Here is a 26,941-nt window from a genome sequence, read left to right on the forward strand (position 1 = left end):
GATCCGCCGCGGTGTCCGCACCGCGGCGTTTGCGTAACTGGGCCGAGGCCCGGGTCCGGGGTGCGAAATACCGTATGGCGAAGACAGCCCGTCTCGGCGGGCTGGCGGTGACAGGCCTGGTGGCGGTCACCGTAGGCGGACTTGCGCTCTTCGGCCAGCTCGACGACGCCGCCATGGAAATCCGCGACTTTGCCGGCTATCGCCTGTCCGGTGTCGGCTTTGCCGTGCGTGCCGTCGATGTCACCGGCGCCAGCGGAGCCGATGCTCATGCCATTGTCGTCGCCAGCGAAGTCTATGACGGGCAGCCGATTTTCGCCGTCAATCCCGACATCATCCGCCGCCGCGTCGAAGCCTTGCCGGCCGTTCGCCGCGCGACCGTCGCGCGCCTGCTGCCGGACCGGATCGCGATCGTGGTCGAGACCCGCGAAGCGTATGCGCTCTGGCAGGTCGACGGGGATCTGCGTGTGATCGACCGCCACGGTGTCGTGCTGGCGCATGCCGACCCGATGAACCCTTTGCCGCTGCCGCTCGTTGTCGCAGAGGGTGCCAATGAAGCGGTCGTCGAGATCGTCGAGGCGCTCGACAATTACCCCATCGTTCGTGACCGCGTCGTCGGTGCGGTGCGGGTGGGTGAGCGCCGCTGGAATCTGCGCCTGGACAGCGGCGCCGATGTGAAGTTGCCGGAAGGCGATGTCACGGCATCGATTGCCATCCTGGCGCGATTGCAGGCCGAGCGGGGCGTGTTGCGCCTGGCGGCCGAGAGTTTCGATCTGCGGGGCGAGGGCGATCTGATCGTCCGGGCCCGGCCGGACCGCGCACAGGCGGCGGGATTGCGGGAGCGTGAAGCGTGAGTGTGCTGGATTTCTTTCGGTCGCGGCAGGCGGACTCGGTAACCGGCGGCAAGTCCGCAGGCGGTGTCTGCGCCGCGCTGGATGTCGGTTCGTCCAAGATTGCCTGCTTCATTGCCCGGACCGATCAGACCGTATCCGGCCCCCGTCCGCGCGTGGTCGGTGTCGGTCACCAGTCCTCGCGCGGTGTGCGCGCCGGCGCGGTTGTCGACATGGACGCCGCCGCCGAGGCGATCCGCGCCGCGGTCGAGCAGGCCGAACGCATGGCCTCCCAGGCCGTCAGCTCCGTCACCGTCACGCTGTCGTCCGGACAGCCCAGCTCGACACGCATCGCTGCGGAAATCGACCTGCCGCAGCGCGAAGTCACCGAACGCGAACTGCGCCGCCTGCTCGACGGGGCGCTGAGCGAGTTCGATGCCGAGGACCGGGTCGTGCTGCACGCCATCCCGCTGTCCTGGTCGGTCGACGATCATCGCGGCATCCGCGACCCGCGCGGCATGTTCGGACGTACGCTGGGTGTGGAAGTCCACGTGATCACGGCGGCCATTGGCCCGCTGCGCAATCTTCTGACCTGTGTCGAGCGCTGCCATTTCGATCTGCGCGGCGTGGTGGCCACGCCCTATGCTTCGGGCCTTTCCGCCCTGGCCGATGATGAAGTCCAGCTGGGCGCGACCCTGATCGACATGGGCGCCGGCGCAACGACGGCAGCCGTGTTCGCCGAAGGCGCGCTCCTGCATATCGACGCGGTTCCCGTGGGCGGTTCGCATGTCACGTCCGACGTGGCGCGCGGCCTGTCGACGCCGCTGGTGGCGGCCGAGCGCCTCAAGACGCTGTACGGCTCGGCGCTGGACAGCCCGGAAGACGACCAGCAGATGATCGAGGTGCCCTCGGTCTCCGGCGAGAACGGCGCGATGTATGACAGCGCACCGCGTTCCCTGCTCAACTCCATCATCCGGCCGCGTCTGGAAGAAACCTTTGAACTGATCCGTGACCGCCTCGACGCGGCCGGTGTGGGCAAGTCCTCCGGCCGCCGTCTGGTGCTGACCGGGGGCGGGGCCCAGATGCCCGGCGCCGGCGAGCTTGCGGCCCGGGTGTTCGGCAAACAGGTGCGTATCGCCGGCCCGACCGGTGTGACCGGCCTGGGCGATGCCGTGTCCGGTCCGGCCTTCTCCGCCGTCGCCGGCATTGTGCGCCGCGAGACACGCGGGGCGGCCGAGGCGATCTCAGGCCCGCCGCGCATGGGCGGCTTTACCGTTGCGGCGCGCCGCAACCGCGCCGAAGCAGGCTCTGCCGGCTCGATGTGGCGCTGGTTTGCCGAAAGCTTCTGATCGTCCGTGACCGGAAAACCGCCGTCGTCCGGCGGTGTTGAGGTCCGGTACTGAAATATGACCTGCGAAGATTAAGCATTTTTGCGGCGCGCCGCAGGAACTTAACGCCTGATTAAGCGTCTCTGGTAGAGACTGCCGACTCAAGAGCCCGTTAACCTTACCGCTTCGTGCATGGGGTCCCACATGACGCTGAATCTCTCCATTCCTGAAACAACCGAATTGCGGCCCCGGATTGTCGTGTTCGGTGTCGGTGGCGCCGGGGGGAACGCTGTCAACAACATGATCGAGTCGAGCCTCGAGGGTGTCGACTTCGTGGTCGCCAACACCGACGCGCAGGCACTGACGCGCTCGAAGTCGGAAAAGCGCATCCAGATGGGCGCGGCGATCACCGAAGGCCTGGGCGCGGGCGCCCGGCCGGAAGTCGGCGAACAATCGGCCGAAGACTCCATCGATGACATTCGCGAGCACCTTGCCGGTGCGCACATGGTTTTCATCACAGCCGGCATGGGCGGCGGAACGGGGACGGGCGCGGGACCGGTCGTGGCACGGGCGGCCCGGGAAATGGGTATTCTGACCGTCGGCGTGGTGACCAAGCCGTTCCACTTCGAAGGCTCGCGCCGCATGAAGCTGGCCGAGGCCGGCATCGAGCAGCTGCAGGAACATGTCGATACGCTGATCGTCATTCCGAACCAGAACCTGTTCCGTATCGCCACCGAGAAGACGACCTTTGCCGAGGCCTTCTCCATGGCCGACCAGGTGCTGCATTCCGGCGTGCGCGGCATTACCGACCTGATGGTCATGCCGGGCCTGATCAATCTCGACTTCGCCGACGTCCGCGCCGTGATGAACGAGATGGGCAAGGCGATGATGGGTACGGGCGAGGCTTCCGGCGAGAAGCGCGCCGTCGACGCTGCCCAGGCCGCCATCTCCAACCCGCTGCTGGACGATGTCTCGATGAAGGGCGCCACGGGCGTGCTGATCAACATCACCGGCGGTTACGACATGACCCTCTACGAGGTCGACGAAGCCGCCAACGAGATCCGTTCGGAAGTCGATCCGGAAGCCAATATCATTGTCGGTTCCACCTTCGACGAGACCATGGAAGGCTCCATGCGCGTCTCCGTCGTTGCCACGGGTATCGATGCCGAGGCGGCTGTCGTGAACGATACGCGCAGCCGTCAGCGCACCGCGCCGCAGACAGCCGAACGCTCCAGCCCGAACGATGCAATCCTGCCGTGGAAGCGCACCGGGTCCGACCGTCCGGGCCGCGTCAATCCGCCGGCCACGCCCGAGCGCACCGTCGCCGCGCGTCCGGAGCCGGTCACGACACGCACCGAGACGCGCGAAATGCCGGAAACCGAAATCGAGCCGCAGGCCGAACCGCTCAAGCGGGCGGTCGGTGCGGAAGACCTGTCCGACGCGATTGCCGATACCGAAATCACACGTGACAGCGATCCCTATGTGATGGAAACCCGTCCCGCAGCGATCTCCGAGACGCTGGTCGAGGTGCAACAGCCGCAGGTGCTGCGCGACCAGGCCCGTCTGGCCGAGGAGGCTGCCAGCCTCAACGCCCGTTACGAGCAGCGCCGTGCCACGGTGAGCCAGCCGGATGTCGCCGCGGATGACGACGAACCCAAGCGCGGTTTCTCGCTTTTCGGCCGCCGCCGCAAGCCGGCCGAGCCGGCGCCGGTCAAGGCCGCGCCCGTGACCAAGACCGCACCGGTCCAGACCTCCCAGCCGCGCGCATCGGGCGATCTGTTCGGTGACAGCCTGGAAGAGGGCGATCTGGAAATTCCGGCCTTCCTGCGCCGTCAGGCGAACTAGGCTAACGCATTGAATTACAAGATGGCCCGCTGGCAGTCGCCGGCGGGCCGTTTTGTTTGAAGCGTCTTGCTGCGAGTGCGTAACAAAACGCAACAATGCTTTAATTGCGTGCTGGAGCCCCGTGGTGTTGTGTGCCAGCCAGGGACGACGGCTTCCGTCGGGGCCTGGCCCGCTTGGCCAGACCGCCGAGTGAGTCAGACCGTTGAGTAAGATAGTAGCAGGCGGCGTTAGACAGTGACTTACCGGCAGACATTGGCAGCCCCCGCAGTCTGTGCGGGTATCGGTCTCCACTCCGGCGAACGGGTCCGCATGGTCCTGCAACCGGCCTCCGCCGGCTCGGGTATCCGCTTCATCCGCTCCGACATTGATGATCGCGACAACCGTATCGCTGCGCGCGCCGACGCTGTCAGCGAAGTCCGTCTCGGTACCACCCTGCAGAATGACGCCGGTGTGACGATTGCCACGGTCGAACACCTGATGGCGGCTCTGGCCGGCCTGGGTGTCGACGATGCCGTGATCGAGGTCGACGGTCCGGAAATCCCGGTGATGGACGGTTCGTCCGAGCCCTTCGTCAAGCTGATCCGCCAGGTCGGCCTGAAATCCCAGTCCGTGCCGCGCCGCGCCATCCAGGTGCTCAAGCCGGTGACGCTGGATCTGGACGATCGCTGCGCGCGTTTCCTGCCTGCGCTCAAGCCGATGATCGAGATCGAGATCGCCTTCGAGCACCAGGCCGTCGGCCGGCAGGCCTGCGTGTTCGACATCACGCCGGAAATCTTCTCCACCGATATCGCCCGTGCCCGCACCTTCGGTTTCCGCAAGGATTACGACGCGCTGCTGGCGGCCGGTCTCGCCCGCGGCGGCTCGATGGACAATGCCGTCGTGCTCGACGACACGGGAATCGCCAATCCGGAAGGGCTGCGCTTCAAGGACGAGTTCGTGCGGCACAAGGCGCTGGATGCCCTGGGTGATCTCTATCTCGCCGGCGCGCCGATCATCGGCTGCTATTCCGCCGAGCGTCCGGGCCATGCCATCAACAACATGGCCGTGCGTGCCCTGCTTGAGGATACGAGCGCCTGGAAGTGGGTGAACATGCGCGATGGCGTCACCCGCGACATGGCGCTGGCGCACTCCTGACACGCGGTTGACCGTCAAGGTTACTGAAGGGGTACTTTTGCCCCGGCCAATCATCCGCTACAACGCTGATTGAACGGGTGGTCGTCCGGCCGCCAAAATTGTCGAGCCCCGTGTCCCCATGACCCTTTCGCCGCGTACTCTGTTTCCGCTTGCCATTGCTGTTGTCCTTGCGGGGTGTTCTTCCAACCGTCCGGATACGGCTGTCGCCTATGTCGAGCGCCCGGCGGAAACCATCTATGCGGAAGCCATCCAGCGGATGGACCGGAATCAGTACGACATCGCTGCGGCGATGTTCGACGAGGTCGAGCGCCAGCACCCCTATTCGGAGTGGGCCCGCCGCTCGATGCTGATGGCGGCCTTCGCCAACTACCAGTCGAACAATTACGAGGAAGCGATCTCGGACTCCGAACGCTTCATCTCGCTGCACCCGGGCAATCGCAGTGCGGCCTACGCCTACTATCTGATCGCGATCTGCTATTTCGAGCAGATCATGGATGTCGGCCGTGACCAGGCTGCGACCCAGCAGGCGCTGGATGCGCTGGAGCAGGTCGTGCGTCGCTATCCGGAAAGCCGCTACGCCACGGATGCGCGTCTGAAGATCGACATGACGCGCGACCACCTGGCCGGCAAGGAAATGAGCGTCGGCCGCTGGTATCTGCGCCGCAATTATCACCTGGCCGCCATCAACCGCTTCCGCAATGTGCTGCAGGAATACGGTACGACCTCGCACGTGCCCGAAGCGCTGCACCGCCTGGTGGAGTCCTATGTGGCGCTCGGCGTCGACGAGGAAGCCCGCCAGGTCGCGTCCGTGCTCGGCTACAATTTCCCGGGCAGCGAGTGGTACCAGAACAGCTACGACCTCCTGACGCGTGAGGGCATTACGCTCGAGGTCGATCCCGAGCGCGAGGACCCGTCCTATTTCGAACGGGCCTGGCGTCGTCTGTTCGGCTGACGGGTCGGGGGTGCGAACGCCCTGAATGCTGCTCTCCCTCTCCATTCGCAATGTCGTCCTGATCGATACGCTGGATGCGGTCTTCGAGAGCGGGCTCTGTGCCCTGACCGGCGAAACCGGCGCGGGTAAATCCATTCTTCTCGGGGCTTTGGGCCTGGCGGCCGGCGAACGGGCCGATCGCGCCCAGGTGCGCGCCGGTGCCGACGAAGCCCAGGCCGTCGCCGAATTCGAACTGCCCGACAGCCATCCCGCCCGTGCCCTGCTCGACGAGGCGGGGATCGCGGTCGAACCCGGCGAGCCCCTGATCCTGCGCCGCCGGCTTGGCGAGGACGGCCGCTCGCGTGCCCATGTCAACGACCAGGCGGCCAGTATCGGCCTCCTGCGCTCGCTGGGCGATGTGCTGGTGGAAGTCCACGGACAGCATGACGGGCGCGGCCTGATGGATCCGAAAACCCATCGCGGCTATCTGGACACCTATGCCGGGCATGACGATCTGCGCGCCGCCTGCCGCACGGCCTGGAAGGAGTATTCCGGGGCCCGACGCCGGCTGGATGAGCTGGTGAGTGCCAATCGCGCCTCGGACGAGGAAAAGGCCTTTCTCACCCACGCCCTGGAAGAGCTTGAAGCCCTGTCGCCGAAGACCGGTGAAGAAGCCGAGCTGGCCGAAGAGCGTCAGTTCCTGCAGGGCGCCGAGCGGGCGCTGGGCGATCTGCAGGAGGCCCAGGAGGCCCTGGCCGGCGATGGCGGCGGTCTTGAAGGCCGGCTGAACGCAGCCCTGCGGGGCCTGGAGCGTGTGCGCGGCCATATCGGCGAGGGCGGCGGTGCCGCCGGCGAGGCGCTGGACCGGGCCGCCTCCGCCATCGACCGCGCATTGATCGAGTTCACCGAGGCAGAAGACGCGCTGGGCGATGCCGCCCAGGCTTTCGATGTCGAGCCCGGCCGGCTGGATGCGGTGGAGGAGCGGCTCTTCGCCCTGCGCGGCCTGTCGCGCAAGCACAATGTCGATGTCGACGAACTGCCCGCCCTGCATGGCCGGCTCGCCGAACAGCTCGACGCGATCGAGAATGCCGCCGACCGCATTGCCGAGGCCGAGAAGGCCGTGACCGCGGCCCGCGCCCGCTATGACGATGCTGCGCATGCGCTATCACGCAGCCGCGAGAAGGCGGGCGAGGCGCTGGCCGGGGCCGTGGCCGCCGAACTGCCGCCGCTGAAAATGGACAAGGCGCGCTTCCGCGTCTCCGTCACCTCCGACGATGAGCGCGCCGGCCCGGATGGCCGCGACAGCGTGGTCTTCGAGGTCGCGACCAATCCCGGCGCGCCCTTCGGTGCGCTGGACAAGATCGCATCGGGCGGCGAACTCTCGCGCTTCGGCCTGGCCCTGAAAGTCTCGCTCGCGGGCGAGGATGAGGGCCTGGTCCTGGTATTCGACGAGGTCGACCAGGGCGTGGGCGGGGCTGTCGCCGACGCCGTCGGCCGCCGCTTGAAACGCCTCGCCGAGAAAGGCCAGACATTGGTCGTCACCCACTCGCCGCAAGTCGCCGCCGTGGCCGATCACCACTGGAAGATCGTCAAGGATGATGACGGCAAGGGCGGGGTGTGCACCACGCTCGTCCGCCTTGAAGGCGACGAACGCCGCGAGGAAATCGCCCGCATGCTCTCCGGAGCAGAGGTGACCGACGCAGCGCGCGCCCAGGCGGATGCGCTGATGTCAGTGAAGGTTTAGGCTTTTCAACACCATGTGAGGTGTCATCCCGGTCGGATAGCCCGCGGAGGCGGGCTGCAGGGCCGGGACCCATACGCTCGGAGACGATCCTGTTCTTCAAAAATCGAAACCGCGCCTGCTTTCGGCCACTGCCGGTGTTTATGGGCCCCGGCTCTGCGCCCGGCCCGGGGCCGGGCATCCGGCCGGGGTGACAATACTGGTGAATTCCGGGAACCCGCGACAAACCCGTCCCGCCCTGCCACTCTGGCTGCGAATGCGGGCCGCGATGCCCTAATCTCGCACTTCGAATCGCAACGGAGCCGGCGATGAGCGCACTCAAGGATGTCGACACTCTCACCGCGGACGAGGCGCGGGCCGAGCACAAGCGGCTGGCGAAGGAAATCGCCGCGCACGACAAGGCCTATTACCAGCAGGATGCGCCGAAGATTTCCGACGCGGCCTACGACACGCTGCGCCAGCGGCTGGAAGCGGTCGAGGCGCGTTTTCCCGATCTGGCCGGTGCCGACAGCCCGACCCAGCGCGTCGGTGCGGCGCCCTCGGGCAAGTTCGGCGAGATCGTCCATGCCGTGCCGATGCTGTCGCTGGGCAATGCCTTCAATGATGAGGACGTGGCCGATTTCGTGGGCCGTATCCGCCGCTTCCTGGGCCTGGCAGAGGATGCAGCCGTGGCGATCACGGCCGAGCCGAAGATCGACGGCCTGTCCGCCTCCATCCGCTACGAGAAGGGCCGCATCGTGCATGGGGCCACCCGCGGCGACGGCCAGACCGGCGAGGACGTGACGGCCAATCTGCTGACGCTGGACGATATCCCGGAAACCCTGCCGGGTTCCGGCTGGCCCGACGTGCTGGAAGTGCGCGGCGAAGTCTATATGTCGCATGAGGATTTCGCCGCGCTCAACAGGCGGCAGGAAGAGGCCGGCAAGCCCGCCTACAAGAACCCGCGCAATGCCGCCGCCGGCTCGCTGCGGCAGATCGATCCGGCCATGACCGCCCAGCGCCCGCTGCGCTTCTTTGCCTATGCCTGGGGCGAGGTGAGTGCGCCGCTGGCCGAGACTCAGCTCGACGCGGTCAGGCGCCTGGGCGATTGGGGTTTCCCGACAAATCCGCTGATGACGCGCTGCGAGAGCGTGGACGATCTCATCGCCGTCTATCGCGACATCGAGGCGAAACGCGCCACGCTGGGCTATGATATCGACGGTGTGGTCTACAAGGTCGACCGGCTGGACTGGCAGGAAAGATTGGGCTTTGTCGCCCGTGCGCCGCGCTGGGCCATCGCCCACAAATTCCCCGCCGAACAGGCCACCACCGTGCTGGAAGCCATCGATATCCAGGTCGGCCGCACCGGTGCACTGACGCCGGTGGCCCGGCTGACCCCGGTGACGGTCGGCGGCGTCGTGGTCACCAATGCGACCCTGCACAATCAGGACGAGCTGGAGCGCAAGGATATCCGTATCGGTGACACGGTGGTGATCCAGCGCGCCGGCGATGTCATTCCCCAGGTCGTGCGGGTGGTCGATCCGGACCGGGCGGGCCGGGCAGAGCCCTTCGAATTCCCCACCGAATGCCCGGTCTGCGGCAGCCAGGCGCTGCGCGAGCACGATCCCAAAACCGGCAAGCTGGACGCGGTGCGCCGCTGTACCGGCGGGCTGATCTGCGACGCCCAGCTGAAGGAGCGGCTGAAGCATTTCGTCTCGCGCAAGGCCTTCGATATCGAGGGGCTGGGCACGCGGCAGATCGACATGTTCCACGAAGAGGGCCTGGTTCGCGAACCGGCCGATATCTTCACCCTGAAACGGCGCAATGAGGCCGGCGACATCACGCCGCCCCTGCAGGAGCGTGAAGGCTTCGGCGAGACGAGTATCGGTAATCTCTTCGCCGCCATCGACAGCCGACGCACCATCGCCCTGGACCGTTTCATCAATGCGCTGGGCATCCGCCATGTGGGCGAGAACACCGCCCAGCTCTTCGCACGCACCTATGGCAGCTGGACGGCCTTCCGCCAGGCGGCGGAAAACCTCGCCGACGAGACCGTGCGGGCCGAGATGCTGGGCATTGACGGCATCGGCAATGCCGCCGTCGAGGCGCTGGACCAGTATTTCACCGAACAGCACAATCGCGACCTGCTGGACCGGCTGGTGGCCGAACTTTCCATCGAGGACGCCGAAGCCGTCGCCAATGACAGCCCGGTCGCCGGCAAGACGGTCGTCTTCACCGGCACGCTGGAGCGCATGACCCGCGACGAGGCCAAGGCCAAGGCGCAATCGCTGGGCGCCAAGGTCTCCGGCTCGGTCTCGGGCAAGACCGACTATCTGGTCGCCGGCCCCGGTGCCGGCTCAAAGGCGAAGAAGGCGGCCGAACTGGGCGTGGAGACGCTCACCGAGGACGAGTGGTTCGTGCTGATCGGGGAAGGGTGAGGACCATCGCGGGTGTCATCCCGGATGGATGCCCGGCGAAGGCCGGGCGCAAGTCCGGGACCTATAATCCCGGTGCCCATCCAGCTGTCGCGGGCAGCGGACCTGCTTCCGGCCGGCAATAGCGCGTATGGGTCCCGGCCCTGCGGCCCGCCTGCGCGGGCCGTGCGGCCGGGATGACAGGCAGAACTGCCCCCTACTCCTCCACCCGCCGGTACACCCCGTCCACCGGCAGCTCACCGTCAAACCCGGCGACATAGCTCAGCAGTACGGCTTCCAGCACGTCCCAGTCTTCCAGGCGGCAGGTGCCGGGTTCGATCTCGTTCTCGAAGATCTCGTAGCGATTGCGTTCGGCTTCGGCGAGGTCGTCGCATTGCGGCTGGTGATAGGCGGCCACACCGCCCTCATAGACATAGACCAGCCCGTAGAGCCACACATCGTCATTCTGTCTCATCCCGGCATAGAGGCCCGGTGAGATCTCGCGCAGGCGCACGCCTTCATGGGGAAAGTTGGCGATGTCGGAATGATAGCGCCCGCCGCGCTGTTCCACATAGCCCGTCCACATCGGCCGGTCGAAGGGACGGCCGTCGGGATGGTTGGGCGTGTGGGCATAAACGCCTTCTTCCAGCGGGAAGTCGGCCGAGAACCGGCCGATCAGGGCCCGGTCGGAATAAAAGCAGCCGCCCAGAAGGGCGGCTGCTGTGATGATGACAAGGCCGGTGCGGATCACGGCGTGGCGCCGGCCAGCGGTTCGGTCGCCTTGAGCAGCCAGTCGGCCACCTCGCCGGAGACCAGCGGCAGCACGCGCTGGCGCACCATGGCGTGATAGCTGTCCAGCCAGGCCAGCTCGTCGGCGGTCAGCAGATGCGTGTCGATCAGCCCTTTGTGGATCGGCGCGACGGTCAGCGTCTCGAAGCCCAGCATCGGCCGTTCGCCGCCGGGGATATCGGCCGCCTCGGTGACGAATTGCAGGTTCTCGATGCGGATGCCATAGCCGTCCGCCTTGTAATAGCCCGGCTCGTTCGAGACGATCATGCCCGGCTCCAGCGGCACGGTATTGGACGCCTTGGAAATCCGCTGCGGCCCTTCATGCACGCCCAGGAAACTGCCCACGCCATGGCCGGTGCCATGGTCATAGTCGAACCCGGCCTGCCACAGGGGCAGACGCGCCAGCACGTCCAGCTGGGTGCCGGTCGTGCCCTTGGGGAAGCGCACCATAGACAGGGCGATATGGCCCTTCAGCACGCGCGTGAACTGGGTGCGCATCTCGGCCGTCGGCGCGCCGATCGGCACGGTGCGGGTGATATCCGTCGTGCCGTCGGGATACTGGCCGCCACTGTCCACGAGGTAGAGCGTGCCTTCGGCCAGTTTCAGATTGGTCGCTTCGGAGACGCGATAGTGCGCAAAGGCGCCATTGCCCTGGGCGCCGGAGATCGTGTCGAAGGAGAGGTCGCGCAATTCGGGCAATTGCTTGCGGAAGCTTTCCAGCTTCTGGGCGGCCTCGATCTCGTCGACCTCGCCGGACTGGGCGAACGTGTCCAGCCAGTGCAGGAATTGCACGATCGCGCCGCCATCGCGGATATGCGCCTGGCGGGCGCCCTCGATCTCGGCGGCATTCTTGCGCGCCTTGGGACGCATCACCGGGTCCTCGGCCTGCTGCACGTCGGCACCGCCGCCGCGCAGGCTCTCCAGCACCCAGGCCGAGGCCGTGGTCGGATCGACGCGTACGGTCTTGCCGTTGTACTCGGCCAGGCCCGCCCCGAACTCGCTCTCCGGACGCAGGGCGATCTCATTGCCCAGATGCGCGCGGGTCTCGTCGGTGATCTTCTCCGGCGCGACGAAGAAAGTGGCTGTGCCGTCCTTGTCGATGATCGCGGCCGACAGGGGCAGGGGCGAGCGCGACACGTCGCTGCCGCGCACATTGAACAGCCAGGCGATCGAGGGCGGTGCCGTGATGACCGCCGCATCGGCGCCTTCCTTGCCGACAATCGCGCCGATCCGGGTGCGCTTGGAGCCGTGATCCTCGCCGGCATATTCGATCGGGTGCGGGATGACCGGGGTCATCGGCGGTTCCGGACGGTCGGTCCAGGCCCGGTCGACCGGATTCTCGCTCACCGGAACCAGTGTCACACCGGCCCGGCCTGCCGCGACCTGAAGACGGTGCAGCGCGGCGGGCGAGTGCAGGCGGGCGTCATAGCCGATCTTTTCGCCGGCCTTGCCCTTGTCCTCGATCCAGCCGGCCATGCCCTGTTCCACAAGGTCGGCGTATTCGAAAATCTCGCCATCGACCTGGTTTTTCACCTGCAGGGTATAGCGCCCGTCGACGAAGACCGCGGCGCGGTCCTTCATCACCAGGGCGGCGCCGGCGGAGCCGGAAAACCCGGTCGCCCACAACAGGCGTTCATTGCAGTCGGGCAGGTACTCATTGTCGTACTCGTCCTCGTGCGGGATCAGGAAACCGTCCAGGCCGAGCTCGTCGAGTGCGGCGCGGATCTTCGGGACGTTCTCGCGACCATAGTGCGGGCCGCCTTTGACGTCGAAAGTCTGGGAAATCATCTGGGTCATGGCGCGGAAGGTATGCCCGCGCGCGAACGGGTTCAATCCTTGTCGCAGCGGGTCTTCCGCCAAGCCATGCGATTGTGCAGGGGCGAATTGCCGGGACGCAGATTGTGCGGCGCACAAACTCATGGGAAACGCCCGGTAAACCAAGGGAGTTTTCCATGTTCTACGGGATCGACGACTGGCGTCACATGAATGCCAACGCCATGATCAACCGCGCCCTCGACCGGTCGCGCGAGCGCGCCGGCGTGCGCACCCAGCCGCGCACCACCGATGTCGACGCCTTCCTGGCCGGCGCCGGCCTCAACGCGAAGCGGAAGTAAAAGGCTTCCCCTGCGTGAGCGGGGGAAGTGGCCGAACCCGGCCTGGGCCGGGGGAGGTCGAAGGGGGTAGGTCTGCGCGCTGGCGCGCTCCATGGCGCTCCGCGCCACCCCCTCAGTCCGCTGACGCGGACAGCTCCCCCGCGAGCGGGGTGAGCCCTATTTGACCGCGATCAGGGTTTCCCAGCCCTCGATCGGCTTGCGGCGCTCGACGGTGAGGCCGGCATCCGTGTAGGCCTCGCGCACGCGGGCTTCCTGTTCGGTCAGCAGGCCGGACAGGATCACCTTGCCGCCCGGCGTCAGGGCCTGCGCGATACCCGGCGCCAGATCGACCAGCGGGCCGGCGAGGATATTGGCGAAGATCAGTTCGAACCGGCGGCCGGCGAGTTTGGGATGGTCGAGGCCTTCGGCGACGAAGCAGTCGATCCCCGGCGTCGCATTCTTGGCGCAGTTCCCGGCACTTTCCTCGACCGCTTCCGGGTCGATGTCCGAAGCCAGCACCTCGGCGTCCGGCAGCACTTTCGCCGCCGCGATGGCCAGCACGGCCGTGCCGCAGCCCAGATCGAACACGGTTGCCGGGCTTTCGCCGGCCTCCAGCATGTCCGAGAAGGCCATCAGGCAGCCGCGCGTCGTGCCGTGATGGCCGGTACCGAAGGCGGGGCCGGCCTCGATCTCGATACCGGTCTGGCCGGCCGCGACCGCATCGCGGTCATGAGCGCCGAACAGGGTGAAGCGCCCGGCCTCGACCGGCTTCAGCCCTTCCAGCGACAGGCGCACCCAGTCCTCTTCCGGCATCGGGCCGAATTCCACCGGGATGGCCTCGGTCAGACCGCAGATATCGCGGAAAGTGTCGATGTCCGGCATGGTTTCGAACAGCACGTCCAGCCGCGCGCTGTCGCCATCCTCGAACAGCGACCAGGACAGGGCGGGCGCCGAGGCGGCAGCGTCCAGCCGCTCGACGGCGTCGGCGAGGATCGCGAAATCGGCATGCGCGACAAGGCGCCAGAGCGTGGACATGGGCGGCATCTCCTGAAACTGGCGCGGGTGATGGACGTTCAGGGCCGCAAAATCAAGCGGGGCCGACCGGCTGTGGCGGCACGGGCGGCAGCAGCGCCTCGTCGATGGTCAGATGCACCTGCTGGCCGTCGGCCTCGGCATGGCGGTCGACCTCGGCCAGCTTGTCGATCCGGGCCAGCACGATCGCCGTGTGTCCGGCCGACGAGCTGATCGCGCCGATCTTGGCGGTGCCCGCCATCACGGCGGTGCCGCGCGGCGGCGCTTCGCCCGCGAAGACCGCCGGGATGGAGCGTTTGCGGATCGTGCCGCGGCGCTTCATGCGCGAGACGACTTCCTGGCCGATGAAACAGCCCTTCTTCCAGCCCACCCCGCCATAGACGTCCAGATTGACGTCGGTGGGGAAGACTTCCGCTTCGCCGTAATCGCGGCCGAAGGCCGGCACGCCGGCCTCGAATTCATAGGCGTCCAGCGGCTTGTCCTCGCCGGCTTCCAGGGCGCGGGCGATGCCGCGATGGATACGGCCGCCCAGGCGTGGATCGGGCGCCGAGCCGGGGAAGGGCGCGGTCGCCCACACGGCGGCCAGATCGGTATTCATGACGATCTCGGCCTTGGCCCGCAGCCTGAACAGGGTGAGGCGTTTCACCAGCCCTTCGGCAGAGGCTTCCGGCACGTCCAGCCAGACCGTGTTGTTCTCGGCGAAAATCATGAAGTCCGTGAGGATCTTGCCCTGCGGCGTCAAGAGCGCGCCGGGCCGGCATTCGCCAGGCTCCAGGCCGGTGACATCGGCGGTGATCACCCGCTGCAGGAAGCTGCGGGCCTCGTCTCCGGCGACGGAGATCACGGTGCGGCCGGGCAGGCGGCGGGGCGGGGTGTCGGGCAGGGTCATGCAATGGCATATGGCATTGTGTTCGCGTCTGGCCAAGACCTGCCATGCGCGCTATTGCGGCGGCATGGAACGCGTCCTTTTCATCACCTCGACCCGGATCGGTGACGCCATCATCAATTCCGGGGTGCTGAACCATCTCGTCGAAACGCGTCCGGATGCCCGTTTCACCATCGCCTGCGGCCCCCTGGCGGCCTCGCTCTTTGCCGCCGTGCCGCGGCTGGAGCGGGTCATCGTCATGGCCAAGAAGCCGGCCGGCGGCCACTGGTTCGACCTGTGGCGCCAGACGGTGGGGACTGAGTGGGATCTGGTTGTCGACCTGCGCTGTTCGGCAACGGCGTGGCTGCTGCGCGCGCGCGAACGCCGCATTCTGCGCCAGGCGGACGAACCGGTGCACAAGGTGATCGAGGCGGCCAGCGTTCTCGGGCTGGAAGACACACCGCCCGATCCGGGCCTGTGGCTGTCGGAGACCGACCGCGCCGCGGCGCTGGAACACATGCCCGAGGGGCATGAATATCTGGCGATCTGCCCGTCCGCCTCGTGGATATTCAAGGTCTGGCCGCCGGAGAAATTCGCCGAATTCATCCTGCGCTTTACCGGGCCGGACGGCGTCATGCCCGGCGCGCGGGTGGTGATGCTGGGCGGGCCGCATGATGCCGCCTATGCCCAGCCGATCTATGACGCCCTGCCGGAATTCGACTTTGTCGACCTTCTGGGCCTGGGCCTGCCGGAAACCGCTGCCTGCCTGGCGCGGGCACGCCTCTATGTCGGCAATGACAGCGGGCTGATGCACATGTCGGCCGCGATGGGCACGCCGACGCTGGGCCTGTTCGGCCCGTCCGACGACCGCTGCTATGCGCCCTGGGGCGATCATTGCGAGGCGGTGCGCGGCCCGGCCACATTCGACGAGATCGACCGCGCCCACGGCGACCGGCGCAAACACCCGGAAAGCCTGCTCGCGGACCTCGCCGTCGATACGGTATATGATGCCGCCCGAAGCCTGTTCGAAAGGACCAAGCCATGAGCCGGACATTCGACCTGATCCTGAAGGGCGGCGATGTCGTCAATCACAATGGACGCGGCGTCGCCGATATCGGCGTCATCGACGGCAAGACGGTGGAGATCGGCGATCTCTCGCAAGCCTCGGCGGCCGAGACGATCGACTGCACCGGCCTGCTCGTCGTGCCCGGCGTGATCGACACCCAGGTGCATTTCCGCGAACCGGGCATGGAGTGGAAGGAAGACCTGCAAACCGGCTCGCTCGCCGCCGTGATGGGCGGTGTGACGGCGGTGTTCGAAATGCCGAATACCGAGCCGACCACCACCTCGCCGGACATGCATCTGGACAAGCTGGCCCGGGCGAAAAACCGCATGCATTGCGATCACGCCTTCTATGCCGGGGCGACGTCGGAGAATTCCGCTGTGCTGCCCGAGATGGAGCGCATGGTCGGTTGTTGCGGTGTGAAGGTCTTCATGGGCGCCTCCACCGGTTCGCTGCTGGTGAAGGATGATGAAGGCGTCGAGCGCGTGCTGAACGCAATCTCGCGCCGTGCCGCCTTCCATTCCGAGGACGAATACCGGCTGGAAGAACGCCGCAGCCTGGCGGTCGAGGGCGACTGGACCAGCCACCCGGTGGTGCGCGATGCCGAGGCCGCCATCCTGTCGACCAAGCGCCTGGTGCGTCTGGCCCGCAAGACCGGCAAGCGCATCCACGTGCTGCACGTCTCGACGGCCGAGGAAATGGACTTCCTGGCCGCTCACCGCGATGTCGCCTCGGTGGAGGCCACGCCCCAGCACCTCACCCTGGAAGGCCCGGAGATCTACGAGCGCATCAAGGCGCGCGCCCAGATGAACCCGCCCGTGCGCGACGCCTATCATCGCGCCGGCCTGTGGCGCGGCCTGCAACGCGGCATTGTCGATGTGATCGGCTCGGACCACGCGCCGCACACGCTGGAGGAAAAGGCGCGGCCCTATCCGGCCAGCCCGTCCGGCATGCCCGGTGTGCAGACCCTGGTCCCGATCATGCTGGACCACGTCAATGCCGGCCGGCTGACCATCGAGCGTTTCGTCGACCTCACCTCGCACGGCGCCCAGCGCATTTTCGGCATCGCCGGCAAGGGCCGCATGGCCGCCGGCTGGGATGCCGACTTCACCCTGATCGACATGAAGCGCTCGGTGGAGATCACCGATGACTGGTCGGCCTCCAAGTCCGGCTGGACGCCCTTCGCCGGCATGACCGTCACCGGCTGGCCCGTCGGCACGATCGTGCGCGGCAAGAGCGTCATGCGCGACGGCGCCCTGGTGACCGAAGGCGCCGGCGAACCCGTCATCTTCCAGGAAGCGCTGCCGAAACGCAGCTAGGATAGGACAATCCCCGTGACCACGACCATCATGACGGCCATTGCGCCGGGCGAGCTGATCGACAAGATCACCATTCTGCGTATCAAGTCCGAGCGCATCGGCGACGAGGCGAAGCTGAAGAATGTCCGCACCGAGCTGGATATCCTGCAGAAGACCCAAGCCGCAGAAGTGCCGCAGAGCGACGAGATGGTGCGCCTGGAAGATGCGCTGAAGACCGTCAACGAGGCGCTGTGGGAGATCGAGGACGATATCCGCGACTGCGAGCGCAAGGGCGATTTCGGCGAGGAATTCATCCGTCTGGCCCGCGCCGTCTATGTCACCAATGACAAGCGCGCGGCGCTGAAGAAGGAGATCAATCTCCTTTTGGGCTCGACCATCGTGGAAGAAAAATCCTACGCCGAGTATTGAACCGGGCGCGGCGTCCCGTTATGCGGCGCTGAACATACAGCGCGACAGCAAGGACATCCAGCGTGGATCGCCAGAGCTTCTACTTCTTCGATATCGACGAGAATATTCTCCACCTGCCGACCCGGATCCATCTGCTCAACACGATGACCGGCGAAGAACAGGCGCTGCGCCAGCACGAGTATGAGGACATCAAGGCCTATCTCGGCGTGCCGGGCCTGTGGGAGGACTGGGCCGATCCGCCGGCCCGCGCCTATCGCGAATTTGCCGACGGCAAGGACCGCAATGGCGAGGAATACCTGCTGCGCGATGTGCGCCGCGCGCTCGACACGGCCAGCTGGAAGGGCCCGTCCTGGGAGATTTTCAAATACGCCGTGCTCAAGCGCCGTCCGGTGGCGATCATCACGGCGCGCCAGCACTCCCGCGAGACCATTCGCGAAGGGCTGAAACTCCTGGTCGAACACGGGCATCTGCCCGAAGAGCCGAATTATCTGGCGATCTATCCCTGCTCCAATCCGGAAATCCGCGACGAGCTGGGCCCGCATCTCACCACGGCCGGCCTGAAGCGCCGCGCCATCCGGCAATGCGTCGAGATGGGGCTGGAACAGTATGGCCGCCAGCTGCCGCACTCTTTCGGCATGTCGGATGACGATCTGAAGAATGTCGACCTGATCACCTCGGCCATGCTCGAAAGCAAGCTGGATCATCCCGACAAGCGCTTCTTCGTGATCTCCACCAATCGCCGCCGCCACGTAAAAATGGAAATCCTCCCCCCCCACAAGGACGAGGAAAAACTCCGCGCAGCCGAGGATGCGTATTACGGGTAGGCCTTGCGTGGCCGCTGCCGCGGCCAGCAAACCTATTCGCTCCGGTGCACCGTCAGCAGCGGTACATAGGCCGAGCGGATGGCGGGGACGAGGCCGCCGAAGAAGCCGATCACCACGGCCATCACCATGCCGGCAATCACCGATCCGCCGGTGACGGCGAAGGAGAACACCACCTGGGTGAAGCCCGAGCCGAGTGTGGAGGCCGAGACGCCGTTGAACAGGAGATAGATGGCGAGCGCGCCGACAAGGCCGCCAAGGGCGGCCAGGACGAGCGATTCCACCATCGTGCCGACGGCGGCGGCAAAGCCGGAAAAGCCGATGGCCCGCAGGGTGGCGATCTCGCGCATGCGGGTATCGACCGAGGAATACATCGTGTTCCAGGCCCCGGCGAGCGCACCGATCGCCATGATGATGGCCAGCGGCCAGCCGACGAATTCGATCAGCACGGCGGTGCCGCCGGCCTGGCTGGCGAAGAAATCGGTCTCGCTCTCGATGTCCAGATTGACCCGCGGCTCGTCCTCTTCCCAGGCGCGCAGGTCCTCGATGGCCTCGACGGAGGTCAGGCGGGCGCGGACGGACTGCACGGCAGTGCCGCGATTATAGAGGTTCTGGATGACGGCGATATCGGCCCAGATCTCGCTTTCGAACACGGACCCGCCGGTCGAGAAAATGCCGACGACGACCCATTCATTGGAGCCCAGACGGATGGTCTCGCCCAGATCGAAGCCGGAAAACTCGCGCAGTACCGAGGCGCCGACGACCAGCTCGTTGGTGCCCGGCTCGAACATGCGGCCCTCGACCATTTCGAAGCCTTCACGCAGGGATAGCGCCTGCGGTCCCACGCCGCGAAGCGGCAGGTTGGCATCTGTGCCCGAGGCGCGCTTGGTGCCGTCGACGATGACGTAGAGCTCGCCGGAGACGAGCGGGCGGCCTTCGCTGTCCCGCGCAACACCGGGCGCTTCCTCGATCAGGCGGACATCCTCGCTGGACAGGCCGGAATTGAGTTCGGCCTGGGAGCCGGCGCGCAGGGCAACGGCGACATTGTCGGACCCGGTGCCCTGAAGGGTCGCCCGGAAGCCGTTGGACATGGCCAGGAAGCCGAGCAGGACGCCGGTAACCAGGGCAATGGAGATGATCGTGGCCAGCGACAGGCCGGCGCGCTGCGGGATGGAGCGCAGATTGATCATCGTGACGGCGCCGATCTGTTTGAACATGGCGCGTCTCCTATTGCTTGCCGAGCGCGGTGACGATTTTCACGCGCTGGGCATTGATGGCGGGAATGATGCCGGTCAGCAGGCCGAGCAGGACCGCCAGCCCGACGCCGGCAATGAATACGTTCTGCGGCATGGAGAGGCCCGGCAGGAAGGCCGACACGCCCGGCGCGGCGGCGATGAGGGTCACCATGCCCCAGGCCAGGCCGAGGCCGAGCAGGCCGCCGACCAGCGACAGCATCACCGATTCCGACAGGACCATGCGGAAGATGCGCGGGGCCGGGAAGCCGAGTGTCTTCATCACGGCGATCTCGCCGGTCCGCTCATTGATCGCGGTCACCATGGTGAAGCCGACAATGATCAGGATGGTCGAGAAGGCCGAACCGACCACGAAAAGCAGGATCAGCGCGATATTGCCGAACTGGTTGGCAAATCCCTCGGAGAAGGCGGCCTCGGTCGCGGTTTCCGTTTCCGCCGGCGAGTTGGCGAACATGGTGTCGATCGTATCGGCGACGCTCGCGTTCATGTCGGCGCTCTGTGTCTGGATCACGATCCAGCCGATCTGGTCCTGATTGAAGGCCAGATCCTCGTTGTAATACTCGTAGTGGAACATCGCGTAGTTGGCCGGGTAATCCTCCCGCCCGTCAAACACGGCGCAGATGTCGAACTCCCAGGACGAACTGCCGTCCGACTTCTGCCAGATATTCGACAGCAGCGGGATACGGTCGCCCAGCGACCAGCCATAGAAGTCGGCGATGTCGCGCCCGACGGCCAGGCAGGTGCGGTTGGCGATGAAGGCCGCGCGCTGTTCCGGCTCGAAGACGAGTTCGGGATAGACGTTCAGATAGCTTTCCGGGTCGACGGCGAAGGTCTGAACCTGCCGGGTCGGCTCCTGGTAATAACCGCCGAACCAGTTGGCGAAACTGGCGGCCTCGACGCCCTCGACGGCCTGGATACGGCCCCAGTAGGCATAGGGCATGGTGACGGTGAAGTTGATCCGGTTGACCGTGACCAGCCGGTTGTCCGCCGCCAGCTCGGCGCCGGAATTCCAGACCTTGTAGAAGGCGCCCAGTACGCCGAAAATCAGGAAGGCGATCAGGATCGACAGGGTCAGCAGGATCGCCCTCAGCTTCTTGCGGAAGAGATTCTTCCGGATCAGCGTGAGATCGTTCATTGCGCCGGCTCCGCCTTGGCCTCGATGAAGCGGCCCTTGTCCAGATGCAGTTCGCGCGCGGCGTATTTGGCGGCCGACGGGTCGTGCGTGACCATGACGATGGTCTTGCCGAGTTCCTTGTTCAGCAATTGCAGCGTTTCCAGGATCTCGTCGGCGGAGGCGCGGTCGAGGTCACCGGTCGGCTCGTCGCACAACAGCACTTTCGGGTCGGCGACAATGGCGCGGGCAATCGCGACGCGCTGCTGCTGACCGCCGGAAAGCTGGCGCGGCCGGTGTCCCTTGCGGTCGGCCAGGCCGACAATGTCCAGCGCCGTGGCGACGCGGTCCTTGCGCTGCTTGCCCGAGAGTTTGGTGAGCAGAAGGGGAAGCTCGACATTCTGGGCCGCGGTGAGCGTGGGCATCAGATTGTAGAACTGGAAGATGAAGCCGACATGCTGCGAGCGCCACTTGGCCAGCTTGCCTTCCGACAGCTTGTCCACCCGCACGCCCTCGCATTCCACCGAACCGGAGGAGGGGCGGTCGATCCCGCCCAGCAGGTTGAGCAGGGTTGTCTTGCCAGAGCCGGACGGTCCCATGATGGCGATAAAATCGCCCTGCGGGATCGACATGGTCAGCTCTTCGAAGATGGTAATGCTCTCCTTGCCACGCGTATAGCGCTTGGACAGGTCCTTGAGTTCGTAGAGCGATGCCATTCTGTCAGTCCTCCCGGTCCGCCCGTCTCCTCCCCGGAGCGGGTGCCGTCATGATGTTCGGATTGCACTTTACAAAATAAAGTTCTTTTACTCAACAAAGATCACGCGGGCGGCCATTTCCGGCAGGATCCGGTCGTCGCGCTCGTCGAAGGCGACCCGCACCTGGATGGTGGCCCGGGCACGGTCGGCAGTCGGGATGATCGCCTCGACATGGGCCGGGATGCGCCAGTCCGGATAGGCGTCCAGCCGTGCTTCCACACGCTGGCCCGGCGAGACGCGGCCGATCTGGCCCTCATTCACGTCGACCTCGATCTCCAGCGAGGCCATGTCGACCAGGGTGGCGACACCGGTCCGGGTGAAGCCGCCACCGGCGGAGGCCGGAGACAGGATCTCGCCCACCTGGGCATTCTTCGCGACAACGACACCGGCAAAGGGCGCGCGCACGACATGCCGGTCGACCAGGTCTTCCTGGCTGGCAACCTGGGCTGAGGCGGCCTGGTAGTCGGCGCGGGCGGCATTGATCTGGGCGGTCAGGCTGTCGGCCTGGGCGCGGGCAGCCGTGACGGCAGCCTGCGACCCGATATCCCGTTCGGCCAGGCTGCGGGCGCGCTCGAAGACACGCTCGGCCTCGGCCAGCTGGGCCATGAGGGAGCGCGTGCGCGCCTGCGCGGCCTCGCGCTGGGCCTCGAGCAATTGCAGCTGGATACGGGCACGGTCATCGTCCAGCCGGGCGACCACTTCGCCAGCCTCGACCACCGTGCCTTCCTCGACCAGCACCTCGCTGATCCGGCCGGTGATCTCGGCCGACACCGTCGCCTGGCGCCGCGCCACGACATAGCCGGTCGCGACCAGTCCGGACGAACGCGGCGTGCGTTCGGTGCTCGTGGCAGCGGGCGCCGCCGGCTCGCTGGCTGGTGGGGGTGTGGCGGGCTGTTGCGCCGCGGGCGCCGGATCGGGCGCGCCGCTGCGGGTGAAATACCATGTTCCGCCGGCCGAAAGACCGGCGACCACCAGCGCGATCGCGGCGGTCACGCCAATAGAGACACCGCCGCCGCCTTCCGGCTCGTTGCGGTCGATACTCAAGGATTCCAGTTGTGAACGGCGATCCGACATCCTGTCCCCTCATTCCCGTCCGGGCATGAATAGACGGTCATGAAGAGATTTGAAACGGGACAATCGGGGCTTGTGTCCCACATGTCAAAAAAGTGCTTTTTTATCACAAGCAATTAAAGGTTGTTGTTCGGGCGTTCCTGTGCTTGTCTGACATGGTCTGTCGGGGAGGGCAGGATGCGCGCGGCAAGCTTGGCAGGTCTGGGAATAATCGCGATGGCGCTGGCCGCCTGCGCGACACCGCAGCACAATTACGTGCCCGAGCGCAGTGCCTTCAGCCGCCCGCCGATCGGGGAAACGGTCACGGCGCGTGTCGGCGATGTATTGCTGGCGCAGGGCGAGGTGACGCGGACGCAGGGGATCGACGTCCCCGCGGGAACACAGATCGGCGGCTACACATTGCAGGGCGGCTTCTATCCGCAGACCGGGCAGGACGAGACCGATACCTATCACGGTTTCGCTTTCGGTTCGTCAGCGCCCGGCGGGCTGATCGCCGGTGCCTTCATGGACCCGCCGGTCTCGATCCGGGCTAGCAGAGAGGCCGGCCAGCTGTGTGTCGTCACGGCGTTCAATATCCGCGCCTGCCGGGACCGCGCCTTCGAACGCACCGAGCGCGTGCTTGAGCGCGACAACTCCTTCCAGCAGACCCTGATCTATAACGGGCGCGTCGGGGACCGCATCAATGTCGGCTATCGCGAATTCTCCGGAAACATGGCCCGGCCCGCCTTTTCCAATGCCGTGGAGTACGATCTCTCCGCCTCGACGCTGATCGGCTATCAGGGCGCGCAGCTGGAAATCCTCGAGGCCACCAACACCTCGATCACCTACCGGGTCTTGCGGAATTTCAACACCGCAACGCCTTGAGAAGCGCCCGTTCCGGTCAGTCGAAATAGGCTGAGCGCATCATGTCGGAGAGGTCGCGGCCGCGATGGGCGAGCGCGCGGCGTTCCGCATCGGCCTCGGCGCCGCAACGGGCGCGGTAGCGCTGCTGCGAACGATAGCCCTCGTTGAAACTCTCGATCAGCCGGTCGCGGCGGCGGCCATTGTCCGAAGCTTCCATGGCGAGGAGTTCGACCATGCGGTCGCGCCATTGCTGGGCATTGTCGCCCTCGCAGGCATAGGCCAGATAGTGCAGCTCGCCGAGCGTATAGGCCAGGAAAGGCAGGGTACGGTCGAGGTCGAGATCCAGCTCGTAGCGGGCCTCGCCCTGTACAGGCTGGCGCGACGGCTTCTGCGCTTCGGCGAGGGCCGGCAAAGCCGTGGCCAGGGCGGCCGCAAGCAGGAGACGCGTCGGGATCATGGCCGGCATCATGACGCCGATTGTGGCGCGCTCAAGGCTGGATCTGCTTGGGCGTCTACAATCGCGCGGGCCCGCCCGATCACGTTGCGCGTCGTGTCCCAGCGGGTCATCGCCACGGCCTCGTCATAGGGAAAGAACCCGGCCTCGCTGACATCGTCAGCCGCGACCGGTTCGCCGCCCGTCCACACGCCGGCAAAGTCCACGAGGACATAGTGCCAGTCGCCCGGACGGCCGGGTTCGCGCGTGCCAATGGAATCGATGACATCGATCAGCCCGGCGATCCGGGCGGTCGTGCCGGTCTCTTCCGCCAGTTCGCGCAGGGCGGCTTCGGCGGCGGTCTCGCCATATTCGATCTTGCCGCCGGGCAGCGACCACTCGCCTTCATAGGGCGGTTTACCGCGCCGGATCAGCAGCACCTCCTCGCCGCGAAAAACGACGATGCCGGCGCCGGCGACGGGACGGGGCGCATCTGTATCCGGATGGGGGCCGGACATCACCCGTATGCGGCCCTTATGTCATCCTTATGTGTGCGCAATGTCACTTCGCGGTCCATCCACCGTCAACGCTGATCCAGGACCCATTCATATTGGCTCCCGCGTCGGAGACAAGATAGAGCAGCGCGCCGGCGAGCTGGTCATAGGTGACAAACTGTTTGGTCGGCTGGGCAGCGAGCAGGACGTCGCGCACGACCTCTTCCTCGGTAATCCCGCGCGCCTTTGCGGTGTCGCCGATCTGGTTCTCCACCAGCGGCGTCTTCACATAGCCCGGGCAGATCGCATTGCAGGTGATACCCTGTTCGGCGACTTCCAGCGCCAGCGTCTTGGTGAAGCCCATCACCCCGTGCTTGGCGGCCACATAGGCCGACTTGAAGGGCGAGGCGACGAGACCGTGGGCCGAGGCGAGGTTGACGATCCGCCCCCTGCCCTGGCGCTTCATGATCGGCAGGGCGGCCTTCGCGCCGTGGAAGACCGAGGTGAGGTTGATGGCGATGATGGCATCCCACTTGTCTTCCGGGAATTCATCGACCGGTGCGACATGCTGGATCCCGGCATTATTCATCAGAATGTCCAGGCGCCCGAACTCCCGCTTGGCGAACGCCACCATGTCGGCAATCTCACCGGATTTCAGCATGTTGGCGGGGTGGTAGCGCACCTCGACGCCGTGCCGTTCCGCGATCCCGGCGCGTTCTTTCTCGATCGCATCCGCATCGCCCAGACCGTTGATGATCACGTTCGCGCCGTTGGCCGCGAGGGCGTCGGCCATGGCGGCGCCGATGCCGCTTGTAGAGCCGGTGACAATGGCCACCTGGCCGGTCAGATCGGTGCGGATGGAAGACATGAACCACCTTTCAAGTTTGCACTCCGCGCAAGAAACGGCAGGCCGGAGGCCGGGTCAAGTGTGCATCCGACCCGATCACACACCGTCATCCCCCGTCTTGTCCGGGGGACCTCGTCTTCCATGGTCGCAGGTCTATTTCCGGATTCGTTGGAACGGCCCACAACGTGTCCCATAGATCCTCCCAGCGAGGATTGGCCGCCTCGATCAGGTTTATCTTCCACTGGCGCGGCCACTTTTTGATGCGCTTTTCCCGCTTGATGGCATCGACAATCAATCCATGGGCTTCCCACCATACAAGGCTGGTGCAGCGATATTTCCGCGTGAAGCCGGAGGCCGTGCCGTTCTTGTGCTGCTGGATGCGCCAGAGGAGGTGTGCGGTAACGCCGGTGTAGATCGCACCGTCGAACCGGTTGGCCATCATGTAGACGGCAATGGTCGCCTCTCGATCCTTCATGCAATTTATGATTGTATATATTTAAATCCCCACCAAGCGCCGTCATCCCACGGTCCCTGCGTCAGCAGGGATCCGGGGGACCTCAGCCAACCCTTGAGAGAATGCGCGCGGAGAGCAGCAAGTCTTGTTTTCAAACGGGTTAGTCGAGGTCCCCCGGACAAGCCGGGGGATGACGGATTTTTTGTTGGAGGCAAGATTGTGGAGCGTTCTAAGCCGCCTTCGCCGCCACAGGCTGCGGGCGCGTGAACAGGAGTTCGTCCTCGCTGGAGCCGTCCGCCTCGAAACGATAGCCGCCCAGATCGAATTTGCGCAGTTCGGCCGGATCCTCGACGCGGTTCTGGATGACCCAGCGCGCCATCATGCCGCGCGCCTTCTTTGCGAAGACCATCAGGGCGCGCAATTGCCCATCCTTCTCTTCCTTGAAGTTCGCCGTGATGACGCGGCCCTTCAACTTCTTGCGGTCGACCGACTTGAAATACTCGTTCGAGGCGAGGTTCAGCACGACGGGATCGTCCTTGCCCTCCTGCAGAGTGTTGAGATGTTTCGCGATCCGGTCGCCCCAGAAATCATAGAGGTTCTCGCCGCGCCGCGTGTGAAGCTTGCGGCCCATCTCCAGCCGGTAGGGGTGGATGGCATCGAGCGGACGCAGCGCGCCATACATGCCCGACAGAATGCGCAGATGGTCCTGGGCATAGTCGAGATCGGCGTCCGGCAAGCTGCCGGCCTCGAGCCCGCGATAGACCTCGCCATTGAACGCGAAAGCTGCCTGCTTTTCGCCCGGTGTATCGGCATCGAAAGCCTGGAAGCGTTCGCGGTTGAGGCGCGCCAGATCGTCGGAGATCTTCATCATCGCCTTGATCTTCGGCGCCGTCAGCTGGCGCGTCGTCTTCGACAGGATGCGGGTCTCGCCGATCAGCGGCGGCTCGGTGGCGGGCAGATCGCGTTCGACCGGGTCGAAATTCATGTTCTTGGCAGGCGACAGCAGAATCAGCATGGCAGGCCTCCTTCTCCTCCGAAGGTAGGGGAGGCGGTCGGGCAGGAAAAGGCACCGGGCGCCGCTCTTGCTATGA

The 26,941-nt window shown here is 65.9% G+C and carries 26 protein-coding genes; 13 read left to right on the forward strand and 13 right to left on the reverse strand.

The features are described from left to right. Nucleotides 1-74: 74 nt before the first annotated feature. From JJ918_RS09555 to ligA, 7 genes are all read left to right on the forward strand, one after another. On the forward strand, nt 75-851 hold the full coding sequence (locus JJ918_RS09555; protein ID WP_291886372.1) for a cell division protein FtsQ/DivIB: 777 nt from the start codon (nt 75-77) through the stop codon (nt 849-851). After that, nucleotides 848-2,176 carry a cell division protein FtsA gene (ftsA, locus tag JJ918_RS09560; RefSeq protein ID WP_291886375.1) on the forward strand — a complete coding sequence of 443 codons (1,329 nt, stop codon included), beginning with the start codon at nt 848-850 and terminating at the stop codon, nt 2,174-2,176. The genes JJ918_RS09555 and ftsA overlap by 4 nt, the downstream gene beginning before the upstream one ends. Nucleotides 2,177-2,359: 183 nt before the next feature. Then, entirely contained in the window at nt 2,360-4,000 is a 1,641-nt protein-coding gene (gene ftsZ / locus JJ918_RS09565; protein WP_291886378.1) for a cell division protein FtsZ, read from the forward strand. A 234-nt stretch (nt 4,001-4,234) separates the two neighbouring features. Further along, nucleotides 4,235-5,134, forward strand: a complete 900-nt coding sequence (lpxC, locus tag JJ918_RS09570; RefSeq protein ID WP_291886379.1) for a UDP-3-O-acyl-N-acetylglucosamine deacetylase — start codon at nt 4,235-4,237, stop codon at nt 5,132-5,134. Nucleotides 5,135-5,252: 118 nt separating this feature from the next. Next, the gene (locus JJ918_RS09575; RefSeq protein WP_291886381.1) at nt 5,253-6,086 is read left to right on the forward strand and encodes an outer membrane protein assembly factor BamD; all 834 of its coding nucleotides are present in this window, start codon (nt 5,253-5,255) and stop codon (nt 6,084-6,086) included. Between the two features lie 25 nt (nt 6,087-6,111). Further along, on the forward strand, nt 6,112-7,809 hold the full coding sequence (gene recN / locus JJ918_RS09580) for a DNA repair protein RecN (RefSeq protein ID WP_291886383.1): 1,698 nt from the start codon (nt 6,112-6,114) through the stop codon (nt 7,807-7,809). Nucleotides 7,810-8,114: 305 nt separating this feature from the next. After that, the gene (gene ligA / locus JJ918_RS09585; RefSeq protein WP_291886385.1) at nt 8,115-10,223 is read left to right on the forward strand and encodes an NAD-dependent DNA ligase LigA; all 2,109 of its coding nucleotides are present in this window, start codon (nt 8,115-8,117) and stop codon (nt 10,221-10,223) included. A 193-nt stretch (nt 10,224-10,416) separates the two neighbouring features. On the opposite strand, the gene JJ918_RS09590 is transcribed toward ligA, so the two are convergent. Then, entirely contained in the window at nt 10,417-10,950 is a 534-nt protein-coding gene (locus JJ918_RS09590; protein WP_291886387.1) for a hypothetical protein, read from the reverse strand. Further along, a complete protein-coding gene (locus JJ918_RS09595) occupies nt 10,947-12,785 on the reverse strand; it encodes an aminopeptidase P family protein (protein ID WP_291886391.1) in 1,839 nt (612 codons plus the stop codon). The genes JJ918_RS09590 and JJ918_RS09595 overlap by 4 nt, the downstream gene beginning before the upstream one ends. Nucleotides 12,786-12,940: 155 nt before the next feature. On the opposite strand from JJ918_RS09595, the gene JJ918_RS09600 reads away from it, so the two are divergent. Then, nucleotides 12,941-13,102 (forward strand): hypothetical protein, encoded by a 162-nt coding sequence (locus JJ918_RS09600; protein WP_291886394.1) that lies wholly within the window; start codon nt 12,941-12,943, stop codon nt 13,100-13,102. Between the two features lie 156 nt (nt 13,103-13,258). On the opposite strand, the gene JJ918_RS09605 is transcribed toward JJ918_RS09600, so the two are convergent. Both JJ918_RS09605 and JJ918_RS09610 read right to left on the reverse strand, forming a co-directional pair. After that, the gene (locus JJ918_RS09605) at nt 13,259-14,116 is read right to left on the reverse strand and encodes a 50S ribosomal protein L11 methyltransferase (protein WP_291886396.1); all 858 of its coding nucleotides are present in this window, start codon (nt 14,114-14,116) and stop codon (nt 13,259-13,261) included. 52 nt (nt 14,117-14,168) lie between these two features. Further along, complete coding sequence (locus tag JJ918_RS09610; protein ID WP_291886398.1) at nt 14,169-15,002, reverse strand: hypothetical protein; 834 nt, start codon at nt 15,000-15,002, stop codon at nt 14,169-14,171. On the opposite strand from JJ918_RS09610, the gene JJ918_RS09615 reads away from it, so the two are divergent. From JJ918_RS09615 to JJ918_RS09630, 4 genes are all read left to right on the forward strand, one after another. Beyond that, the gene (locus JJ918_RS09615) at nt 15,001-16,023 is read left to right on the forward strand and encodes a glycosyltransferase family 9 protein (RefSeq protein ID WP_291886400.1); all 1,023 of its coding nucleotides are present in this window, start codon (nt 15,001-15,003) and stop codon (nt 16,021-16,023) included. The two genes, JJ918_RS09610 and JJ918_RS09615, sit on opposite strands and share 2 nt — an antisense overlap. Continuing rightward, a complete protein-coding gene (locus JJ918_RS09620) occupies nt 16,020-17,360 on the forward strand; it encodes a dihydroorotase (protein WP_291886401.1) in 1,341 nt (446 codons plus the stop codon). The genes JJ918_RS09615 and JJ918_RS09620 overlap by 4 nt, the downstream gene beginning before the upstream one ends. Before the next feature lie 30 nt (nt 17,361-17,390). Further along, nucleotides 17,391-17,768, forward strand: a complete 378-nt coding sequence (locus JJ918_RS09625; protein WP_367277688.1) for a DUF6165 family protein — start codon at nt 17,391-17,393, stop codon at nt 17,766-17,768. Between the two features lie 62 nt (nt 17,769-17,830). Further along, a complete protein-coding gene (locus JJ918_RS09630; protein ID WP_291886408.1) occupies nt 17,831-18,592 on the forward strand; it encodes a hypothetical protein in 762 nt (253 codons plus the stop codon). Nucleotides 18,593-18,624: 32 nt separating this feature from the next. Here the strand turns inward: JJ918_RS09630 and JJ918_RS09635 are convergent, their stop codons facing one another. The 4 genes from JJ918_RS09635 to JJ918_RS09650 all read right to left on the reverse strand — a co-directional run bounded on the left by JJ918_RS09635 (nt 18,625) and on the right by JJ918_RS09650 (nt 22,782). Further along, nucleotides 18,625-19,806, reverse strand: a complete 1,182-nt coding sequence (locus tag JJ918_RS09635) for an ABC transporter permease (protein WP_291886410.1) — start codon at nt 19,804-19,806, stop codon at nt 18,625-18,627. Nucleotides 19,807-19,816: 10 nt separating this feature from the next. Continuing rightward, nucleotides 19,817-20,977 carry an ABC transporter permease gene (locus JJ918_RS09640; protein WP_291886412.1) on the reverse strand — a complete coding sequence of 387 codons (1,161 nt, stop codon included), beginning with the start codon at nt 20,975-20,977 and terminating at the stop codon, nt 19,817-19,819. Next, nucleotides 20,974-21,669, reverse strand: a complete 696-nt coding sequence (locus tag JJ918_RS09645; protein ID WP_291886415.1) for an ABC transporter ATP-binding protein — start codon at nt 21,667-21,669, stop codon at nt 20,974-20,976. The genes JJ918_RS09640 and JJ918_RS09645 overlap by 4 nt, the downstream gene beginning before the upstream one ends. Before the next feature lie 87 nt (nt 21,670-21,756). Beyond that, nucleotides 21,757-22,782, reverse strand: a complete 1,026-nt coding sequence (locus JJ918_RS09650) for an efflux RND transporter periplasmic adaptor subunit (RefSeq protein WP_291886418.1) — start codon at nt 22,780-22,782, stop codon at nt 21,757-21,759. A gap of 174 nt (nt 22,783-22,956) precedes the next feature. On the opposite strand from JJ918_RS09650, the gene JJ918_RS09655 reads away from it, so the two are divergent. Next, on the forward strand, nt 22,957-23,643 hold the full coding sequence (locus JJ918_RS09655; RefSeq protein ID WP_291886421.1) for a hypothetical protein: 687 nt from the start codon (nt 22,957-22,959) through the stop codon (nt 23,641-23,643). A gap of 16 nt (nt 23,644-23,659) precedes the next feature. Here JJ918_RS09655 and JJ918_RS09660 read toward each other — a convergent pair whose 3' ends face one another. The 5 genes from JJ918_RS09660 to yaaA all read right to left on the reverse strand — a co-directional run bounded on the left by JJ918_RS09660 (nt 23,660) and on the right by yaaA (nt 26,865). Continuing rightward, nucleotides 23,660-24,079, reverse strand: coding sequence for a TIGR02301 family protein (locus tag JJ918_RS09660; RefSeq protein ID WP_291886424.1), 420 nt, complete (start codon nt 24,077-24,079; stop codon nt 23,660-23,662). An 8-nt stretch (nt 24,080-24,087) separates the two neighbouring features. Beyond that, a complete protein-coding gene (locus JJ918_RS09665) occupies nt 24,088-24,573 on the reverse strand; it encodes an NUDIX hydrolase (protein ID WP_291886427.1) in 486 nt (161 codons plus the stop codon). 43 nt (nt 24,574-24,616) lie between these two features. Next, a complete protein-coding gene (locus JJ918_RS09670; protein ID WP_291886429.1) occupies nt 24,617-25,417 on the reverse strand; it encodes a 3-hydroxybutyrate dehydrogenase in 801 nt (266 codons plus the stop codon). Nucleotides 25,418-25,502: 85 nt separating this feature from the next. Continuing rightward, nucleotides 25,503-25,871, reverse strand: a complete 369-nt coding sequence (locus JJ918_RS09675) for a GIY-YIG nuclease family protein (protein WP_291886432.1) — start codon at nt 25,869-25,871, stop codon at nt 25,503-25,505. Between the two features lie 208 nt (nt 25,872-26,079). Beyond that, nucleotides 26,080-26,865 carry a peroxide stress protein YaaA gene (gene yaaA, locus JJ918_RS09680; protein WP_291886434.1) on the reverse strand — a complete coding sequence of 262 codons (786 nt, stop codon included), beginning with the start codon at nt 26,863-26,865 and terminating at the stop codon, nt 26,080-26,082. Nucleotides 26,866-26,941: the final 76 nt, after the last annotated feature.

Origin of the sequence: Maricaulis sp. (genome assembly GCF_017642925.1) — a bacterium.
Classification (GTDB): domain Bacteria; phylum Pseudomonadota; class Alphaproteobacteria; order Caulobacterales; family Maricaulaceae; genus Maricaulis.